Source organism: Microcoleus sp. CZ3-B2 (genome assembly GCF_036705055.1).
Lineage (GTDB): Bacteria > Cyanobacteriota > Cyanobacteriia > Cyanobacteriales > Microcoleaceae > Microcoleus.
In genome coordinates, this window is the sequence record NZ_JAUBTN010000016.1 from 51,277 (window position 1) to 68,961 (window position 17,685).

Genomic DNA, 17,685 nt, shown 5'->3' on the forward strand with positions numbered 1-17,685 from the left:
AAAATGTGACTATCTTGACTCCCAAAACCCGGTTTCTAGGAAAATGTTGGGTTGTAAAAGCAGGAATCTACGGATAAATCGGGTTTTTAGCCCTCGCGCCCGCGAACGGTTCGAGATAGATAAGGGCCCGAAAGAAGCAGCGGAAGCTTGAGGACACTGCTGGCTGGTTGGCTGCTTCTTAGCAAACCGAACTGCTGGCGACATTCAGGCAAAGTAGCTGGCGCGGTTAAATATTCAGGTACGGTAATTCGGATACACTCAATCAAGATGCACAGTCAGAATTTCTGACCAGGCTGCTGGATAACAGTGAACATATCTTCGACATATAATGAATACGATCTCCTCATTGATGCGGCAGATTGAGCAGCTAGGGGCTGCGCGCTCACTGCGCCAACAGATTGCTAAAGTGCAAAATGGCAGCAAAGCAGAGCCCGATCGCCCTGGCAAACATCTGTTAAGCCGTTTTTCGCTCGACAAACTGGATCTGCCCGAAACTTTTATTAAATTTAGAAGTAAAACCTCAAAATCAACTATCAAAAATCAAGCTCGTTCCCCGATGTTGGTGATCGTAGCGGTAGTTTCCCTCAGCAGCACTTTGGGCCACCGCTTCTACAACCAGCCGAAACTTGATGTGGGGACGAAAGCTCCTCAGACGATTCAGGCTCCTGCTAGTGCTAGTATCCCCGATCGCAAAACTACTGAAGAAGAGCGTTCATCGGCGCGGATCGGGGCTGTAGCGATATTAATGCTCGATCCAGCCGTGGAGCAACAAATCGAGCAAGAAATGCAGCTATTTTGGCAACAGGGAAGCGAACTGCGGCGGGAGGTAGGCTCGTTTCCGTTTGCCGCTACCTCGGCGCTCTCAAATTCGACTCAGCTTTATTTGAGGCGCTGTCCTGAGTGGGAGTGGCGATCGATTTTGGCGGCGGCTGGAGACTCTAGCGGCGCAACTTCCGAGAAGTTGAATTTGGATTCCCCCGCCAGTGATGCGCCGACAGATAGCCAGTCTAAGCAGGAGGCTCTGACTCAACTGCAAGCTTACAGTCGATCGGTCTCAGCAGCAGAGTTCAAAAGCCTGACAGACAGTATTTCCTCAGCTCGCAGCCACTATGTCAGTGCTGTGGATGCGCTGGAAAAACCTTCGGTTTCTGGACTCCGACAGATTTACGATACTTCGTTGTTCGATTTGTCGGATGCAGCTTGGCAGAAAACCCAAACGGGTATGAGTCGAGTGGCAAAAATAATGCTGGCTCAAGGTATCCCGCCGGGGTTGCCAAAAGAGATGTTGAAAGAAGCTGTGAAGCTGCAAATAGCAGATGAAGTGCCTTTAGAGTCGCAAGCTTTGGCAGTTGAAGGTTTAAGTGCGATTTTGCAGCCAAATCTGGTAAAAGATCCCGAAGCAACCAAACAGCTAGCTGAATTGGCGGCGCAAAAGGTGAAACCGGTGACGATCGCCGTCAAGCAGGGCGATATTATTGTTACAGAAGGAAAAGAAATATCGCAGCAAGATTTCGTGTTGCTGGACTATTTTGGTTTGAGCCGGCGGGGGGTGAATTGGCTGGGGCTGGCGGGGTTTGTGTGTTTAGTGTCGGGGGCAATTGCGATCGTGCTGCTGGTAGAAAGGCACTACCGCTTGCGGCGGAGAGATCATTTGCTGTTGCTGTTGCTGACTTTGAGCGCGCCCGTGCTGGTGAGTTTGGGGCTGCCTTGGACGAGTTTGCCCGCGATCGGCATTTTAGCCGGTGGCTTCTACGGTTCGGCCGTGGGAGTGACTGTGGTGGGGCTGCTGTCGGCGCTGCTGCCCGTTGGCTTAAATGTGGAGTTGATTCATTTGGTGGCTAGCGCGGCGGGGGGATTGCTGGGCGCTTTTATGGCCGGGCGGCTGCGATCGCGCGAGGAGTTGGCTCTCTTGGGCGTGGCTGTGGGCTTGACTCAGGGCTCGGTTTATCTGGTGGGGACTTTGATTGCCAGTGCGGCTGCAGGTGCGATTTGGTACCTCGTTCTCGGTACGGTGGGCGCCCAAAGTTTGGCCGGTTTGGCTTGGAGCGTTGTGGCGATCGGCATCAGCCCTTATTTAGAACACGTTTTCGACTTGATCACCCCGATCCGGCTGGCGGAACTTGCCAATCCCAACCGCCCGCTGTTAAAGAAGTTGGCTGCCGAGGCTCCGGGGACTTTTCAGCACACGCTGTTTGTGGCTAGTTTGGCGGAGGCTGCGGCTCGGGAACTCGGCTGCAATGTTGAGCTGGTCAGGACTGGAACATTATACCACGATATTGGAAAAATGCACGATCCGCTCGGATTTTGCGAAAATCAAATGGGCGGGGGAAACAAACACGATGAAATTAATGACCCTTGGAAAAGCGCTGAAATTATTAAAAAGCACGTTAGCGAAGGGTTGCTGATGGCGCGCAAGCACCGATTGCCGAAGGCGATTCAGGCGTTTATTCCCGAACACCAAGGTACGATGTTGATTGCTTATTTCTATCACCAAGCGAAGCAAAATGCTGCCCAAAAACCAGAAGATTTAAAGATTGCTTTGGCAGATGCGGATAATTCTAAGTTAGCCATCGCAATTCGGGAAGTGACGGAGAAGGATTTTCGCTATGTAGGCCCGATTCCTCAGTCGCGGGAAACTGGGATTTTGATGCTGGCGGATTCTTGCGAGGCTGCTTTGCGATCGCTCAAGGATGCCACTCACGAGGAAGCTTTGAATATGGTTAATAAGATTTTGCGCGCTCGTTGGCAGGACAATCAGTTGTTGGATTCTGGTTTGACGCGGGAAGATATGTCTTTAATTGGGGAGATTTTTGTGCGGGTTTGGGAACAGTTCAATCACAAGCGAATTGCTTATCCTAGTGCGGTTTTCACTCCGAGGTAAGGGGAAATTTTGAGTCACCAAAAAGCAGATCTAATTTCTGTGGAAAATTAGATTTTATGATGGCGATGTACCGCGCAGGGCACCGTGAACTTGTGGATTGCCGCTGACAATCACCACAGTTTGTTTGATTCCTGTGATTAGCCAATGTCTGTCTGTTTTTTGAATCAAGGAGTGAAAATAGTTTCCTGCTGTATCCAACCGATTCTGTCCCGATTCGCGAGTCTGGTCAAGTCGATAAATTTGATAGACAGACTTGCATTCGGCAGTATTATTGTTAAGAGTTACCTCGTGATTTGTGCTGACCTGTAGCGTTCGCAAACCCGCAAGACCTTCTACCCGCTGTTTTATGTATTCTTCTGCAGTTACTCGTCTGGGAGGTTCACCCCTGAATTCCGAGTAGTCGATATCTATTTCGTCGGCTAAATGCGATCCTCTTCGAGGGCTTCGCTAACGCACTTTTTGCCAGTCTTTGGTATCGAACGCATTGGCAAATGCTACGATCGTATCTGCGATCGCAGCGCGGTCAACAATCCAGCGGATTTCGGGCAGTTCGTACATAGAAAATAAATTTTTTCCGTTGTGTTGCAGAAGGAAGAAGTCATTAGTCATTAGTCATTAGTTATTAGTCATTAGTTATTTTAGTCGAAGAGCGAAGCCGAAGGCTAGTCATTAGTCATCAGGAAGAAGGAAGAATTTTAGACTGACGATGCCCAATGCCTCATCCCTCCGCTTCGCTCCGCCCTGCGCGGGCCAATACCCCATCCCTCCGCTTCGCGCTCGCCCAATCCCTCCGCTTCGCTCCGCCCAATGACCTGCGCGGGCCAATGCCCATGCCCCATCCCTCCGCTTCGCTCCGCCCAATGCCCGATGCCCGATGCCCTCAATCTATCCTTTGACTCCGGCGGCGGCTTCTGTCGGTACAATGTATTTTTGCAAGACCAAAAACAGTCCTAAAACTGGAACAATGGAAATAATTGAACCCGCCGCTACCAAACGCCAATCTAAGGAAAATGTCCCGGCTAAATTAGCAACTCCTAAAGGTAACGTGTAATATTCGGGTCTGTCTAAAACTAGCAGCGGCCACAGAAAATCGCTCCACGAACCGATAAATACAAAAATTCCTAAAGTGACTAAAGCTGGCTTAATTGCCGGAATCATGACGTGCCACCAAATGCCTAATTCAGTGCAGCCGTCGATGCGGGCGGCTTCTTCTAATTCTTTGGGAACTGCTAGGAATGCTTGCCGCAATAAAAATATGCCGAAGGCTGAGGCTAGTCCGGGAAATATTACGCCTAAATAGCTGTTTTTTAATCCGAGTTGTACTGTCAATATGTACAGCGGAATCATGACTATTTGGAAGGGTATCATGATGGTGGATACGATCGTAATTAAGATGGCTTCGCGGCCGCGAAAGTTGAGTCTGGCTAAGGGGTATGCGGCGAGGGCGCAAAACAGGACGTTGATGCTGACTGTGAGGCCGGCAATTAGGGTGCTGTTGAACAGGTAGCGGCCGAAGGGGTTGGTTTGCCAGACTTTGATGAAGTTTTCGAGGGTTGGCTGTTGTGGCCACAGTTGCGGGGGATATTGAAAGATGTTTTCGGTTGGGGATTTGAGGGAGGTACTCAGCAGCCACAGCAGGGGGAAGAGCATTAAAAGTGCGATCGCCCCCATGATACTGTACGTCCACAGTGTGCTCCACCGCGAGGGAGTTCTGTTTGGGGAATTTGATTTTTTAGTTTTGAGATTGTTCATTGTTGGGATATGATAATAAGTCCTTGCTTCGTGAGAAGCCTTGTTGTCCATAAGGGGATTATTGCCATGAAACCGTTTATTTACGAAACAATGTACATTCTGCGCCCTGATTTGGGTGAGGAAATGACTGACGCGGCGATCGCGAAATATCAAACTATTTTGCGCGATCAAGGTGCTGAAAATATCGAAACTCAGCACCGCGGCAAGCGCCGTTTGGCTTACGAAATCGGCAAGCACCGGGACGGAGTATACGTTCAAATGAACTATACAGCTCCGGGCGCTGCAATTTTTCCTATGGAACGCGCGATGCGTCTGAGCGAAGAAGTGATTCGCTATTTGACGATCAAGCAAGATGTCCCAGATGCACCGGAAGCGGAAGCGGAAGCGGAAGCCGCAGCATAAAACGAGTTTTTTGACTCGTTACCAAGAAAGAACCTGGTTATATCAATTCCGGCTGCGCCGGAATGATATAGAGGACACGGCAGTGCCGTTTCTTGCGCGCCAGATTAATTGTAGGGACTCGGCACTGCCGTGTCCCGATCTGAGGTAGTATTAATTCCGATGCAACCGGAATTGATATAACGAGCAGCAAAAACGCTAATCGGTGTTCAAAAATTCCAAATAATTATTAGTCAGTTCTTTGACTGCTAACTCGTAAAACTGCTGGCCGTGTTCTGGGGTTGCTAGGGCCGGATTTGAACCCATTCTGCCGTCGGGATATCGCCGTCGGAAGTTAGCAGCACTGTAAATTTTGTACCCGGATGCAGCTTGTTCCGAAAGCGGTGCTTGCTTGATTGCTTCTGGATAAAGGTACTGGGTTAAGGCGATTTCGCTGGGGGTGGCGTGGGAACCTTCTTGGTTTCCGTACAATTCTTTGGCGAGTTTGTAGACTGAACCGCACATGAACCAGTTGCCGATTTGACACTGGATGCGATCGGCATTTGGTAAATTCAAGTCCGACAAATGCGCGTAAGTCTCGGAAAATGCTGCTTTCATCGTGGCAATGTTGCCGCCGTGACCGTTGATGAAGAAATATTTCTCAAATCCCGCTTTTGCTAAAGATGTGATATGATCTCTGATTACGAGAATCAGGGTCTGCGGTCGGAGGCTGATGCTGCCGGGAAAGCTGGTGTGGTGCAAGGCCATCCCTACATTAATTGTCGGGCCGATTAAGGCATGGGCAGCTTCGCCGACACCAAGGGCGATCGCACCAGCAGCAATGGCGTCAGTTCCGATTAAGCCGGTGGGCCCGTGCTGTTCCGTGGAGCCAATCGGGATAATTATGCCGCGGGAACTTTCTAGATAAGCTTCTACCTCCGGCCAGGTACTCAAATGCAGCAACATTATAGGCAGTTTACAGATTTTTACTTACAAACTCGATCCTAGCCGGCAAGCGCAGAAAAAGAACTTTGGGGCAACTTATGATTGTATTCTTAAACACAGCTCTACAGTCCGATCGCAACTTTACAGTTATATTACTTAACTTTAATAATTTAACCAATTAATTACCAAAACTTTACCTTTTAATAACCTTTTAAGAGTAGTATAACAAGCATCTCCCTATAGATTGGGTGTTACCCGGTCAATTAACGGCGGGCAATGTTTTATGAAATTAACACCAACCCCTAAAAATGACCGGGCTTCTGATGCCTGGACGCAGGCAAACAGCGCAGCTATCGCAACTGCTCTACGGCTGTACTTTTTGCACGAGCAAGTAGAAATAGTCGAGCGCGTGTCTGTGGGATGGGCTGGCTAAGGATTACAAGCGATCCTCTTCGAGGGCTTCGCTAACGAACAAATGGCGGTCGTATAGGCGATCGCAGCGCGAGAGGCCTCAGCTACTGAAGAAGGCACCTCACGCTAGCCACATACAAACATAACTCCCACTGATATTTATGTCTTCTGCTGAATTAAGCGAAAGTCCTTCAAGGTTGGCTGTTGGACAAGCCGGCCGCATCTTGTTATTGGAAGGTGAAGACCTGTTGCGGGAAATGCTAGCTTTAGCCCTTAAAGAACAGGGCTATGAGGTGGTGGTTACTAGCGACGGGCGTAACGCTCTGCCTACTGTGCAGGCTTCCTCGTCATACCACGGTGAATTTGCCTTTAACCTGTTAATTATGGATTCAATTAACGGTTTGGATCTGTGTCGAATGTTACGGCACCAAGGCAATCCAGTTCCTATTTTAATTATCGGCGCTAGAGGAAGTGCGAACAATTGCGCTTTTTATCTAGAAGCCGGCTCGGACGATTATCTAACCAAGCCTTTTGGGATGCGGGAATTTATCGCTCGCTGTCGGGCGCTGATGCGTCGCCAGCGCCTCGTCGGTCAGTTGTCGCAACCGGTGATGCTGCAATATAAGAGCATAACTTTGTATCCCGAAGAGTGCCGCGTATTGGTTCGCGGCATAGAAGTAAAATTTTCTCCTAAACAGTTTCGCTTACTGGAACTATTTATGAGTAATCCCCGGCGAGTTTGGTCTCGCGATCGGTTGTTGGAAAAAATTTGGGGTCAAGATTTTATCGGAGACAGCAAAACAGTTGACGTTCACATCCGCTGGCTGCGCGAAAAGTTGGAAATCGATCCCAGTCAACCGGAATATATCATTACGGTACGGGGATTCGGCTATCGATTTGGTTAAACTTTTAAATCTGCTGTACGGTTGCAAGTTGCAGCCAATATCACGTAAGGACACAACATAGTTGTGTCCTTATTTGTACCTGTACGGTACGCAAGTTTGGCGTGCGATCCACTTTCCCGCGATCGGGCTGAACCCGGAAGGAAAAAAACAAACATTTTTCGCCCCAAGATTCAAGAACAATTACCATCAATTTAGTTTCGATCCTGCGGATGCTCAGTCGTCAACCTTTGCTTAAGCTGTGACTGTCAAGCGTCGAGAATTCCTACTTTTCTCAAGTGCAACAGCAGGTAGTTTGCACTCAATTCTTGCGAACAAAAATTTGTCATATCCTTTCCGGTTGTATCAGAATGATTGAACCGGCGCTAGGGCGCAGAGAAGACACAGGAAGAAAAGAGAGATGTGAATACAGGACGATCACGATTCGGCGGTTGAAACCGGCAGAAAGTCAAACAAAGTCGGCCTGCACCGACTGGTTCATAAAGAATCTCCAAAACCCTGATTTGCTATTATAGAGCATATTCCATGTAGATGTAGAGAGCGAGAAACCGGGTTTCACAGAACAGAATCTGTTTATAGGCGAGAACTCTAAAGAAACCCGGCTAGGAGAGTGTGCACTTCATAAACCTGGAGTACGCTGTATTTTATACTTTGTATGGGTCGGAATATTGTCTAGACTTGCATTTTTTCTTGAAGTGTTCTCTGTTGAGTCGAAGCCCAAATTGTCTTGGACAATAATACGAACCATAACTCAACACTCTGCCGTCCACTGCCAACAATCAAGTTGGTGGCAATCCCCTGCAACTGCAACAGCCGCAACCATATCTGAATTGGAAATTAATTCAATTAAAGACCATTTTGATGCTTCATCGGGGTTTGCTTTGACATTTAACAGCGCTGCTGGTTCTCCAGGTGCGAGGGTGACATCAAACTCATTTAAAGGAAGAGAAAGTCCTTTGCCTACTGCCTTGATATAAGCTTCTTTGCGAGTCCAACAGGTGAAAAAAGCTTTCGTCTGGAGATATTCTGGCAGCGAACTGAGTGCTAATTGTTCTAATGGTGAAAAAAATCTTTCAGCAATTTCTAAACAAGAAGTTTTGGGATTTATGGCTTCAATATCCACACCAATTTCTCGATTTTTGGTTATAGCAATTAGAGCTATTCCCCTAGTGTGAGACAAATTAAAACGCAGGGTATTTCCACCTTGGGCGATGGTGAGAGATGGTTTGCCGTAGGGATTGTATTCAAAGCATAGAAGGGTGGGGTTTATGTGCAGGTAGCGACTCAAAATCGCTCTCAGCGCACCGCGACTTACAATAAATTGATCTCGATCTTTGGGAAAATGAAAACGCTCTGCTTTTGTCTGTTCATCGGTTGAAAGAGTTTGTTGTAAACTCTGCAAACAATTTTCTGTTTGAGCCAAGAAGACGCGCCAAACATGAATTTCGTTGATGTCTAATTTCAGGTTTTGCGGTGGGGAATTCCACGAAGGAACGAAAGCAACCATATATTTACCATGCCTTATCCAAAGCTTCCAGTTACCAAATTACCGCTCCTATTCTCGATCTTCTTTCTCTTCCTTAGCGCCCTTTGCGCCTTCGCGGTTCGTTAAATAAATCCTAATTCCAACGGTCAATTAATCCAAGTTTGCACAACCTTACCTGCTAATTTTTGTCCCAACCAAGGCGTATTTGCCGATCGCGACTTCAGACTGTGCGCCTCAACCGTCCAAGTCATTAGCGGGTCAAACAAAATCAGCTCAGCAGAGACTCCCGGTGCAGCCGTGGGGGGCGTTTGTCCGAGACAAACGGCGGGGCCTGGGCTCAACACTCGCCACAGTTGTAAGGCCGAAATTTTGCCGGTTTCTACCAGTCCGTGCCAGAGCAAAGGCAAGGCTAATTCTAAGCCGATCGCCCCAGGCGGACTATCAGCAAAAGCCACAGTTTTCTCCTCATAGGTATGCGCGTTGTGGTCGATCGCGATCGCATCAATCACCCCATCTTTCACAGCTTGAATCAGCGCCAATTGGTCGCCCAGATTGCCCAGCGGCGGTTCTAGATGTAAATTTGGATCGTAAGCAAACGAAGCAGTCAGAGCATTTTTCCCGCCTCCAGAATCTTTGGCGTTACCTGAAATTGCCCCAACATTCAACAGCAAGTGCATCCAAGTCACACTCGCAGTCACCGGCAAACCCCGCGCCTTAGCATCCCGAATCAATTCCACGCTGCGCGCCGTAGAAACGCGCATGATGTGCACTTTCGTGCCCGCCGATGCCACCAACTCCAGGATGGCCGCCAAAGCCGATGTTTCCGCAGTCGCAGGAATTCCCGGCAAACCCAAACGCACCGACACCGCACCCTCCCTCGCCGCGCCATTTCCTGCCAAAGTTCGATCGCACGGCCACAAAGCCACCGACTTGCCCAAAGGCTGGATATATTCAAGCAAACGCCTCACCAGAGCCGGATTGCTAAGCGGTAAACCGTCGGCAAACCCCACCACCGCAGAGGAGGCCAGCTCGCCCAACTCAGCCATCTGCTGCCCTTTAACGCCCGCTGTCAGCGCGCCCCAAAAATACAAGCGGGGCAGCCCCGGCGACAAATTGCGGATATGTTGCTGCAACAAAGCTAAACCGGCCAAGTTATCCGCAGGCGGCGACGTATCGGGCAAAATAGCCACCCGCGTAAAACCGCCAGCCGCCGCCGCCTGCATCAAGGATTCCAGGGTTTCCCGTTCTTCAAAACCCGGTTCTCCGCTGTGACTGTAGATATCGACCAATCCCGGCCCTAAAATTAGTCCCTGAGAATCTCGTACTTCGGTGTCGGCGGGAATCTCGGTAATTTTTTCTTCGATTGTTTCGATCTGATTTTCTTTAATTAGAATATCAGCGATGCGATCGAGCTTTGAAACTGGATCTAACACTCTTACATTTTGTAGCAGTTCGCGACTCATATAGTAGCAGAAGGAAGTTCGGGAACGAGCAATGTACGGGATTTAACGGATGTAACGGAGGTCGGGAAGAGGGAAGTACGAACCGCGAAGGCGCTAAGTACACGAAGGAAGAGGTAAGAAGGAATAAGTAATAAAAGCAAGGGTTTCAATTATTCAGAATGCTTGGTGGTTGTGATCGGGGTTCGGACATTTGTTAGGCGGGGGAATTGTAGCAGAGGGGATTTTCTCTGCTACACTTTGCCGATCGCCTTACAAATTACAGTGCTCCGGCTGCTGTTTTGTCAAAAATGCCGCCGCTTAAATGAGTTGTGATGTTCATCGCCTGCAATACTGGCAAACCGTCGGGGCCGTGGGGATAATCGATGACGCTAACGGCCCCATTTCCTTGTTTGAATTGCCAAAAATGTTCGGGTTGCAAATTGAACAGGTGGCACAGAAGGGCTTTGTTGACGGCATCGTGAGCAACTACAATTCCTGTACCAGAAACCGATCGTACAATTTCTTGCCAAGCTGCGATCGCCCTTGTCCAAACTTCCTCCAAATTTTCTCCTTCGGGCATTTGTACGTTTTCTGGAGATGTTTTCCATTCATCCAGCAAACCCGGATAGGATTGTTCTATTTCTGATTCAAACTTTCCTTCCCAAAGTCCGTGACTAATTTCTCTCAATTCGTCGCGGAGTTGTAGTTGCAAACCGCCGTGATGTTTGAGAATAATTTCCGCAGTTTCTTTCGGTCGCAGCATGGAACTGCTAATCGCAAAATCTAATTTTACATCTTTGAGAAATTCTGCGGCTTGCCGAGCTTGTTCGCGACCGTTATCGTTGAGAGGTACGTCTATTTGTCCTTGAAATTTACCTGCTTTATTCCAATCTGTTTCGCCGTGACGCACCAGCAACAAGCGCGGGCCGCTGTGTCCGTCCCTCGGTTTCGGGAATTTTTCTCCGGTATGGGCGGTTAAATTCAGCGATTCTAATTGAACGGCAATTTTCTTATTTTGCTCTTTTTTTTCATCACCACCTACAGGAGAAGGCCCAAAATTGATGACGCTAATCCCGCAATTTGACTGCTGAATAGATTGATAGTAATTCGGAGAAATTTCCGAGGCTGTAGCGATGAGCGCGCGGTTGATTCCGTTGTGACCTACTACTAAAATTGTGCCTTCAGGGTGCCGAGAAAAAAGCTCTTTCCAAAAATTGCGGGCGTTAGCAAATATTGCCAATACTGGAAAGTGTTCGACTTCTCCTTCGGCTGAAGGTAGTTTCATGGAAAATTTGTCTGGCTGTTTTTGCCATTGCTGATAGGCGTCGGGGAATTGGTCGATCGCATCTTGACGCAACATTCCTTCCCACAGAGGTAAATCGATTTCCATCAATTTATCGGTTGGTTGCAGTTGTGGCGGATTTGTCAAGCGCGACAGGATGATTTCGGCTGTTTCTTGGGCTCGCTTCAGGGGACTTGTATACGCAGCATCGAAGGCGATGGTGCTGAGTATGTCGCCTACTTGAATCGCGCCGCTGCGCCCTGCTTCTGTCAAAACTGATTTGTCGAGGCGGCCTTGGATGCGGCGCTCTAGATTGTAGGTGCTTTTGCCGTGACGGACTAAGATAATGCGAGTCATTCGATTTTAGATTTTAGATTTTAGATTTACGATTTACGTTGCTGTCGAGTCTTCGTCGGCTGCTTGTGGCGCACCTTGTGCGCCACACATCGCTGCACAGTACACTAATCCTCTCGCGCGCGCTTTCGGTGCGTCGCGCGCGCTTTCGGTGTATACCTTACGCATAAACGGCGAGTCGAAGATTTGTGGCGCAAGTCCTGTTGAGCCGAGTCAAAAAGATCGGCCAGTGAAATTTTACCAGTTGTGGGGCTACTCTCGACTGGAACGACATATGGGGAGCATCTGGGTTTTGCAGCGCCGCATTTTTTGACTAAGCGTGCGAACACCTCAAGAGCTCGCGTATTGTACAACTCGTTCTTTGGGGACAGCAGTATAAATGCCAAACTTAGATGCTCCCGACATATGATTAAAGACGGACAAGACTTAGCCACGGATTTGCGCGGGACGGAAAAGCAGGAATGACACTGAAGCGGATAATTTTAAGTATTTTAACGGCGATCGCGATCGCCCTAGTCGGTTTATCTTTAGTTGGTAGTTGGAACCAGCCGCAAATTCAAAGCCGGCTGGAACTCTACCAGACAAATTTGCTGCTTCACGCCTCGGAGTGGCAACCACAAAACGGTGGCGATGCTAATTTAACTTCGGCACGCAACAATATTGTCGGTACAGAGCCTTTAAATACGGCTTTGACGCAGTATCGAGAAGCGCGAGATTCGACTCGAAAAGCTATCACAACAACTCGATCGCAAATTAAAGATATTCAGTCTGCCATCGCAGCTAAACCTGATAATAATACTCAGAATTTGGCTCAAACAAAGGTTTTGTCAGAGTCGATCGAGCAACAGTTAGCGCTGCAAAACGAAATTGACTTGCGCGTCGGAATTTTGCAGGCAAGCAATGACAAAACTGAGGCGGCAATCCAAACTTGGCAAAATTTATTGGAGCGGTACAAAACTGAAAGCGATGGCGATTCTTCGGTAGCAACTGCTAGAGTTTTAACTGGAATTTGGAGCGATCCGGCTCAACTGCTGCCGGATGCCGAGCCGCGCATTCAAAAGTCTTTGGAGGGTTGGTTTCGCTATCGCGCTCTCGCTCAACTTTACAAGCTGCAAGAACGTTCTAAGGAACTAGCAGCCCTGCAAGCTACGGAGCAAGCAACGGCTGAAAAAGCTATAGAAAAATTGGCACTTATTGTAGGCATTCCGGCGATCGCGCTTTGCATCGGTACGGTTTTGCTGGTTGGTTTGACTGTACAGTGGCTGTTGCAGCGGCGGCAGTTAGATAAGGCAGATTCCGGGCCGCTGTTGGCGCGAAATGGGAGTTTGGCTTGGGATGTGCCTTGGGATGGCGAGATTGTTTGGCAGGTGCTTGTAGTCGGCTTTTTCTTTGTCGGGCAAATCTTGATTCCCTATTTGTTATTGCCAGTTTCTCTGGCTGTTCTTAAGCTGAATCCGGCTACTTTTGACCCGCGCGAAAAGGCTTTTTATATCTTTGCTACTTATTTGTTGCTGTCGGCTGGCGGGCTTTCGGTACTGTATTTTTCAATTAAGTCTTTTTTGCCTTTGCCTGATGGTTGGTTTCGGCTTAATTGGCGGGACAATTGGTTTTTGTGGGGGTTGGGCGGCTATTTTGTGGCTTTGCCTTTGGTAGTTGTGGTGTCGCTGATCAATCAGCAATTATGGCAGGGACAAGGTGGCAGCAATCCGATTTTGCCGATCGTCCTTGAAGGTAGGGACAACGTGGCTCTGGCGGTGTTTTTCGGCACTGCTGCGATCGCCGCTCCGGTTTTTGAGGAAATCGTGTTTCGAGGCTTTCTGCTGCCTTCTCTGACTCGCTATTTGCCTGTTTGGGGGGCGATCGCAGCTTCGGCTTTCTTGTTTGCTGTGGCTCACTTGAGTGTCTCTGAGATTCTGCCCTTGGCGACTTTGGGTGCGGTGTTGGGCTTTGTGTACACGCGATCGCGCAATCTCCTCGCTCCCATGCTTCTCCACAGTCTTTGGAACAGCGGAACTCTCCTGAGCCTGTTTCTTTTGGGCGGCGGCGCGAGTTAAGTCGCGCGGTTGTTAATAATTGTGAATTCACCTTGCTTTTTTCGCAGGTTTGAGAAACTGCCAAAAAAGCAGGTGCGCCACCAGCCCGCGATCTTCAATCTAGTCCCAAATTGGGAAGCTAAACGGAAAAACTTGTTTTAACATAGAAGTAACATCTTGTCCGGTTTTTGTAGATGGATCGCACGAATGAGCAATTTCAACAGCCGCAAGTTAGAGGGAGCACCGAATTGGATGCGTTTCGCACCCTACGCAGCTCTAGGCATTTTAATATTTTCTCTCAATTCAGGCAGCGAACTAAATTATTTCATGAGAGGCTACTTGGTCATTCTACAAGCTCAAGCCGGTATAGTTCTGCTGTATTTTGCCATGTCTAAGTTTCGCAAAAACCCTAATAAATGAGTAAAAATTAGTAATACTGCTTAGCTCGATCGCACAAGTTAAAGTAAAAAAACTGGGGAAAGGGAAAATGGTAAAAGATAAAACCGTAGCAGTTGTGTTAGCTTTTTTTATTGGAGGTTTCGGAGGACACAAATTTTATTTGGGAAATAACGTAGCAGGGCTATTATATTTGCTTTTTTCCTGGACGTTAATTCCCTCACTGATCGCATTTTTTGATTTTCTCGGCTTGCTGCTGATGTCGGAACAAGCTTTTCAGGTACAGTACAATCACGGATCGTTGCCTTCTGGGTATATGCTCAGAGGGGCAAAAGATGTGACAGGGGCGATCGCCGAATTGAAAGGACTTTACGATATGGGCGCAATTACTGCCGAAGAATATGAAGAAAAACGCCAAAAACTGCTCCGAGAATTGTAATTAAGAAGTCAGTAGTCAGTAGTCAGTAGTCATTAGTCATTAGTCATTAGTCATTAGTCATTAGCGTTTTGTAGGGGCGGGCTTAGAAGAAAATTTATGATACAAATGACTAAATAAATGGCAAAACCCGCCCTCTCAGCTCAGCTATGACTGTATGAAAAAGGTGGGATTTAAACAATAGTCAAATATAAAATAGATCGAGGATAAAACTAAAGTGTCTCAAAATTTATACTGGCTGCGTCAAACTCCCAACTGGGTGTGGTATTCTTTTATTCCCTACTTCGGCGGATTGGCGATCGCCTATGCAGGGCAAAAAACAAATATTCGCAGTTGGATGGGATGGGGTGTTGGCATTACTTTAGCAGCACTAGCGGTATCTTCTTCAACTAATTTGGGGACGCTGGTTTGGATAGCTCAAATTGTCACTGCTTTTGCCTTGAAAAAGCGCTATCTTATCAAAACCGCACCCAAAGGCTTACTCGTTCCTGCAACTGCGACAAATGCCCAAGAACTGGCAAAAGAGCGCGGCAAAATAGATATTAATGAGTGTACCAAAGATGATTTGGTCAGAATATTGGGTTTGCCGATCGTCTACGCTAACGATATTGAATCTTTGCAAAACGAAGGCTACATTTTTACCCACGCCGAAGAGTTATCGGAAATCGCCGGAGTTCCAGAAAGTCACGTCAGACGCATCGCTCCGATGATTTGCTTCAGCTACAATTATCAAAAAGAATCACAATTTAGTTGGAAACGGTTAAATATTCTGTCGCCGGAAGAGTTAATTCAGAGCGGTTTAGATCGGGTTGTGGCTGAAACAATAGTTAGAGAAAGGCAGATCAAAGGTGCATACAAATCAGTTGTTGATGTCAAGCGGCGCACGGGACTGCCTTTTGATTCCTACCGCCATATTTGTTGATTTGTTAATTGGTAGTTGTTAAGCTGTTGTGGATTTAATTTTTATTGTGAGGAAGGGCTAGAAGCCTACCCCACAAGAGTTTGATGCACGCAGACCTCAGAAACCCGGTTTCTGACTAGATTTCTCTTGACTCGACCCAAAACTCGTAGAAACCGGGTTTCTTGCTCCCCATGCGTCAGCAATTAAAGTGTCCAAATTGTTGAATTAGGAACAGCTTATGACAACAAAATTAGAAGTTGACCGACATAAATTGTATGATACCGATTACCTCAGATGGATTGAAACCACTGTGGAAAATTTGCGGGTTCGCGACTACTCAAATATCGATTGGGAAAACTTGATTGCAGAAATAGAAGACATGGGCCGAAGTGAACGCAGGAGTTTGGAAAGTAATCTTGTGGTAATTATCCTGCACTTGCTGAAGTGGCAATTTCAACCGAATCGAAGAAGTGGTAGTTGGAAAGGCAGCATTGTTGAACATCGCAGACGCATTCGCCAAACTCTAAAAGATTCCCCCAGTCTCAAATCATATCTTGAAGAAGTATTAGTTGAATGTTATGCGGATGCAGTAGAACAAGCAAGTGCTGAAACTGGATTGTCTGTAGAAACGTTTCCGCAATCATGTATCTATTCTGCTGTCGAGGTTCTAGATTCTGACTTTTGGCCAGAGTTTTTGCCCGATGAGACGATCGAAGAGTAGTATGGCAAAAAGCCCGATCGCGCATATCCCAGTAATTTACCTTAAATGAACCCGCTAGCTAACATCTCCAACAGCAGGCCGCTTCAGCTAAATTATCAAAAAAAAACTCTTGACACTCTTGACATTTGCACCAAATAATGATATTAAACAATATTGGTAAAAATGGTAATTTTCCCTAGCATCAACTCCAATCCGGGGTAAGTTTTCCAGACATTGCCTTAAATATCAGTTGTATACTGTCAGAATTATTATTCAAACGCACAACGACACAGTAGCAGTACCGCTAACATCAAATTATGTCTGACTCTCCTCCATCTCAAATCTCCCCAGAAGCTGCACCGGAAAGTGCTGCTACCGCAGATCGCAGTGCCAAAACTCGGCAACTGTTGGGCATGAAAGGCGCTTCTAGCGGGGAAACTTCGATCTGGAAGATTCGCTTGCAACTGATGAAACCGATTACCTGGATTCCCTTAATTTGGGGCGTGGTGTGCGGGGCTGCGTCTTCTGGAAACTATGTTTGGAATTTAGAGAATTTCGCGATCGCGGCAGCTTGTATGTTGATGTCAGGGCCTTTGCTTACTGGCTACACTCAAACTTTGAACGATTTTTACGATCGCGACATCGACGCTATTAACGAACCCTACCGCCCGATTCCCTCCGGTATCATCTCGATTCCCCAAGTAGTAACGCAAATTTTGGTATTATTAGCCGCAGGCATTGGGGTGGCTTATGCTCTAGACTTGTGGGCTGGTCATGAATTCCCCACAATGACTGTTTTGACTCTAGTCGGCGCGTTTCTAGCTTACATCTACTCTGCGCCACCGCTGAAACTCAAGCAGAATGGCTGGTTGGGAAATTATGCCCTGGGTGCTAGTTACATTGCCCTGCCTTGGTGGGCAGGTCAAGCTTTGTTTGGTACACTAGATCCGACCATTATGATTTTGACCCTGTTTTATAGTTTGGCAGGGCTGGGAATCGCGATCGTCAATGATTTCAAAAGTGTCGAGGGCGATCGGCAATTAGGGTTAAAATCTTTGCCAGTGATGTTTGGTATCAGCACTGCAGCTTGGATTTGCGTGTTGATGATCGACATCTTTCAAGCTGGGATTGCAGGCTACCTGATCAGCATCCACCAAAACCTTTACGCTGTCATTCTGCTACTGCTGATAATTCCCCAAATTACTTTTCAGGATATGTACTTTTTACGCAATCCCCTGGAAAATGATGTTAAATATCAGGCTAGCGCTCAGCCTTTCCTGGTTTTGGGTATGCTGGTAGCAGCCTTGGCACTTGGTCATGGGAGTTAAGAAGAATTAAGAGTGGGGAATTTTGAGTTAAATAGTTTTTAATTCAAAATAATTAACT

At 47.5% G+C, this 17,685-nt stretch carries 20 protein-coding genes; 11 read left to right on the top strand and 9 right to left on the bottom strand.

The genetic code is table 11. The features are described 5' to 3' along the window. Window positions 1-86: 86 nt before the first annotated feature. Window positions 87-266, bottom strand: a complete 180-nt coding sequence (locus tag QUA97_RS09915; protein WP_194067662.1) for a hypothetical protein — start codon at window positions 264-266, stop codon at window positions 87-89. Window positions 267-328: 62 nt separating this feature from the next. On the opposite strand from QUA97_RS09915, the gene QUA97_RS09920 reads away from it, so the two are divergent. Next, window positions 329-2,881, top strand: coding sequence for an HD family phosphohydrolase (locus QUA97_RS09920; RefSeq protein WP_194067663.1), 2,553 nt, complete (start codon window positions 329-331; stop codon window positions 2,879-2,881). A 54-nt stretch (window positions 2,882-2,935) separates the two neighbouring features. Here QUA97_RS09920 and QUA97_RS09925 read toward each other — a convergent pair whose 3' ends face one another. The 3 genes from QUA97_RS09925 to QUA97_RS09935 all read right to left on the bottom strand — a co-directional run bounded on the left by QUA97_RS09925 (window position 2,936) and on the right by QUA97_RS09935 (window position 4,633). Then, window positions 2,936-3,199, bottom strand: coding sequence for a hypothetical protein (locus QUA97_RS09925; protein ID WP_194067664.1), 264 nt, complete (start codon window positions 3,197-3,199; stop codon window positions 2,936-2,938). A 129-nt stretch (window positions 3,200-3,328) separates the two neighbouring features. Continuing rightward, window positions 3,329-3,490, bottom strand: coding sequence for a hypothetical protein (locus QUA97_RS09930; RefSeq protein ID WP_333194516.1), 162 nt, complete (start codon window positions 3,488-3,490; stop codon window positions 3,329-3,331). Window positions 3,491-3,766: 276 nt separating this feature from the next. Continuing rightward, a complete protein-coding gene (locus QUA97_RS09935) occupies window positions 3,767-4,633 on the bottom strand; it encodes a carbohydrate ABC transporter permease (RefSeq protein WP_194067666.1) in 867 nt (288 codons plus the stop codon). Window positions 4,634-4,699: 66 nt separating this feature from the next. Between QUA97_RS09935 and rpsF the strand changes: the two genes are divergently transcribed. After that, window positions 4,700-5,035, top strand: a complete 336-nt coding sequence (rpsF, locus tag QUA97_RS09940) for a 30S ribosomal protein S6 (protein WP_194067667.1) — start codon at window positions 4,700-4,702, stop codon at window positions 5,033-5,035. A gap of 195 nt (window positions 5,036-5,230) precedes the next feature. On the opposite strand, the gene QUA97_RS09945 is transcribed toward rpsF, so the two are convergent. After that, a complete protein-coding gene (locus QUA97_RS09945) occupies window positions 5,231-5,977 on the bottom strand; it encodes a creatininase family protein (protein ID WP_194067668.1) in 747 nt (248 codons plus the stop codon). A 262-nt stretch (window positions 5,978-6,239) separates the two neighbouring features. On the opposite strand from QUA97_RS09945, the gene QUA97_RS09950 reads away from it, so the two are divergent. The 3 genes from QUA97_RS09950 (at window position 6,240) to QUA97_RS09960 (ending at window position 7,467) form a co-directional block, all read left to right on the top strand. Next, window positions 6,240-6,389, top strand: coding sequence for a hypothetical protein (locus tag QUA97_RS09950; protein WP_194009093.1), 150 nt, complete (start codon window positions 6,240-6,242; stop codon window positions 6,387-6,389). A 139-nt stretch (window positions 6,390-6,528) separates the two neighbouring features. After that, window positions 6,529-7,272 (top strand): winged helix-turn-helix domain-containing protein, encoded by a 744-nt coding sequence (locus QUA97_RS09955; RefSeq protein ID WP_194067669.1) that lies wholly within the window; start codon window positions 6,529-6,531, stop codon window positions 7,270-7,272. 63 nt (window positions 7,273-7,335) lie between these two features. After that, entirely contained in the window at window positions 7,336-7,467 is a 132-nt protein-coding gene (locus QUA97_RS09960) for a hypothetical protein (protein ID WP_333194517.1), read from the top strand. A gap of 553 nt (window positions 7,468-8,020) precedes the next feature. Here the strand turns inward: QUA97_RS09960 and QUA97_RS09965 are convergent. From QUA97_RS09965 to QUA97_RS09980, 4 genes are all read right to left on the bottom strand, one after another. After that, a complete protein-coding gene (locus tag QUA97_RS09965; RefSeq protein WP_194067670.1) occupies window positions 8,021-8,776 on the bottom strand; it encodes a 4'-phosphopantetheinyl transferase family protein in 756 nt (251 codons plus the stop codon). A gap of 125 nt (window positions 8,777-8,901) precedes the next feature. Beyond that, window positions 8,902-10,218 (bottom strand): dihydroorotase, encoded by a 1,317-nt coding sequence (locus QUA97_RS09970; RefSeq protein ID WP_333194518.1) that lies wholly within the window; start codon window positions 10,216-10,218, stop codon window positions 8,902-8,904. A 256-nt stretch (window positions 10,219-10,474) separates the two neighbouring features. After that, on the bottom strand, window positions 10,475-11,836 hold the full coding sequence (locus QUA97_RS09975) for a histidine phosphatase family protein (protein WP_333194519.1): 1,362 nt from the start codon (window positions 11,834-11,836) through the stop codon (window positions 10,475-10,477). Window positions 11,837-11,869: 33 nt separating this feature from the next. Then, a complete protein-coding gene (locus tag QUA97_RS09980) occupies window positions 11,870-12,001 on the bottom strand; it encodes a hypothetical protein (protein WP_333194520.1) in 132 nt (43 codons plus the stop codon). Window positions 12,002-12,294: 293 nt separating this feature from the next. Between QUA97_RS09980 and QUA97_RS09985 the strand changes: the two genes are divergently transcribed. The 6 genes from QUA97_RS09985 (at window position 12,295) to chlG (ending at window position 17,627) form a co-directional block, all read left to right on the top strand. After that, window positions 12,295-13,887 (top strand): CPBP family intramembrane glutamic endopeptidase, encoded by a 1,593-nt coding sequence (locus QUA97_RS09985; protein WP_194067673.1) that lies wholly within the window; start codon window positions 12,295-12,297, stop codon window positions 13,885-13,887. Between the two features lie 186 nt (window positions 13,888-14,073). Beyond that, on the top strand, window positions 14,074-14,286 hold the full coding sequence (locus QUA97_RS09990; protein ID WP_194009087.1) for a hypothetical protein: 213 nt from the start codon (window positions 14,074-14,076) through the stop codon (window positions 14,284-14,286). A gap of 67 nt (window positions 14,287-14,353) precedes the next feature. Further along, on the top strand, window positions 14,354-14,701 hold the full coding sequence (locus QUA97_RS09995; RefSeq protein ID WP_194009086.1) for an NINE protein: 348 nt from the start codon (window positions 14,354-14,356) through the stop codon (window positions 14,699-14,701). 214 nt (window positions 14,702-14,915) lie between these two features. Beyond that, window positions 14,916-15,620 (top strand): helix-hairpin-helix domain-containing protein, encoded by a 705-nt coding sequence (locus QUA97_RS10000; protein WP_194067674.1) that lies wholly within the window; start codon window positions 14,916-14,918, stop codon window positions 15,618-15,620. Between the two features lie 217 nt (window positions 15,621-15,837). Next, window positions 15,838-16,320: a DUF29 domain-containing protein gene (locus QUA97_RS10005; RefSeq protein ID WP_194067675.1), complete on the top strand. Its 483-nt coding sequence runs from the start codon at window positions 15,838-15,840 to the stop codon at window positions 16,318-16,320. 296 nt (window positions 16,321-16,616) lie between these two features. Next, window positions 16,617-17,627 (top strand): chlorophyll synthase ChlG, encoded by a 1,011-nt coding sequence (gene chlG / locus QUA97_RS10010; protein ID WP_333194521.1) that lies wholly within the window; start codon window positions 16,617-16,619, stop codon window positions 17,625-17,627. Window positions 17,628-17,685 lie beyond the last annotated feature (58 nt).

Bases quoted from the DNA above. Each gene is read 5' to 3' on its own strand.
- QUA97_RS09920 (WP_194067663.1), top strand. From the start codon at position 329: ATGAATACGATCTCCTCATTGATGCGGCAGATTGAGCAGCTAGGGGCT.
- QUA97_RS09930 (WP_333194516.1), bottom strand. From the start codon at position 3,490: ATGACTAATGACTTCTTCCTTCTGCAACACAACGGAAAAAATTTATTT.
- QUA97_RS09935 (WP_194067666.1), bottom strand. From the start codon at position 4,633: ATGAACAATCTCAAAACTAAAAAATCAAATTCCCCAAACAGAACTCCC.
- rpsF (WP_194067667.1), top strand. From the start codon at position 4,700: ATGAAACCGTTTATTTACGAAACAATGTACATTCTGCGCCCTGATTTG.
- QUA97_RS09945 (WP_194067668.1), bottom strand. From the start codon at position 5,977: ATGTTGCTGCATTTGAGTACCTGGCCGGAGGTAGAAGCTTATCTAGAA.
- QUA97_RS09950 (WP_194009093.1), top strand. From the start codon at position 6,240: ATGAAATTAACACCAACCCCTAAAAATGACCGGGCTTCTGATGCCTGG.
- QUA97_RS09955 (WP_194067669.1), top strand. From the start codon at position 6,529: ATGTCTTCTGCTGAATTAAGCGAAAGTCCTTCAAGGTTGGCTGTTGGA.
- QUA97_RS09965 (WP_194067670.1), bottom strand. From the start codon at position 8,776: ATGGTTGCTTTCGTTCCTTCGTGGAATTCCCCACCGCAAAACCTGAAA.
- QUA97_RS09970 (WP_333194518.1), bottom strand. From the start codon at position 10,218: ATGAGTCGCGAACTGCTACAAAATGTAAGAGTGTTAGATCCAGTTTCA.
- QUA97_RS09975 (WP_333194519.1), bottom strand. From the start codon at position 11,836: ATGACTCGCATTATCTTAGTCCGTCACGGCAAAAGCACCTACAATCTA.
- QUA97_RS09980 (WP_333194520.1), bottom strand. From the start codon at position 12,001: ATGCGTAAGGTATACACCGAAAGCGCGCGCGACGCACCGAAAGCGCGC.
- QUA97_RS09985 (WP_194067673.1), top strand. From the start codon at position 12,295: ATGACACTGAAGCGGATAATTTTAAGTATTTTAACGGCGATCGCGATC.
- QUA97_RS09990 (WP_194009087.1), top strand. From the start codon at position 14,074: ATGAGCAATTTCAACAGCCGCAAGTTAGAGGGAGCACCGAATTGGATG.
- QUA97_RS09995 (WP_194009086.1), top strand. From the start codon at position 14,354: ATGGTAAAAGATAAAACCGTAGCAGTTGTGTTAGCTTTTTTTATTGGA.
- QUA97_RS10005 (WP_194067675.1), top strand. From the start codon at position 15,838: ATGACAACAAAATTAGAAGTTGACCGACATAAATTGTATGATACCGAT.
- chlG (WP_333194521.1), top strand. From the start codon at position 16,617: ATGTCTGACTCTCCTCCATCTCAAATCTCCCCAGAAGCTGCACCGGAA.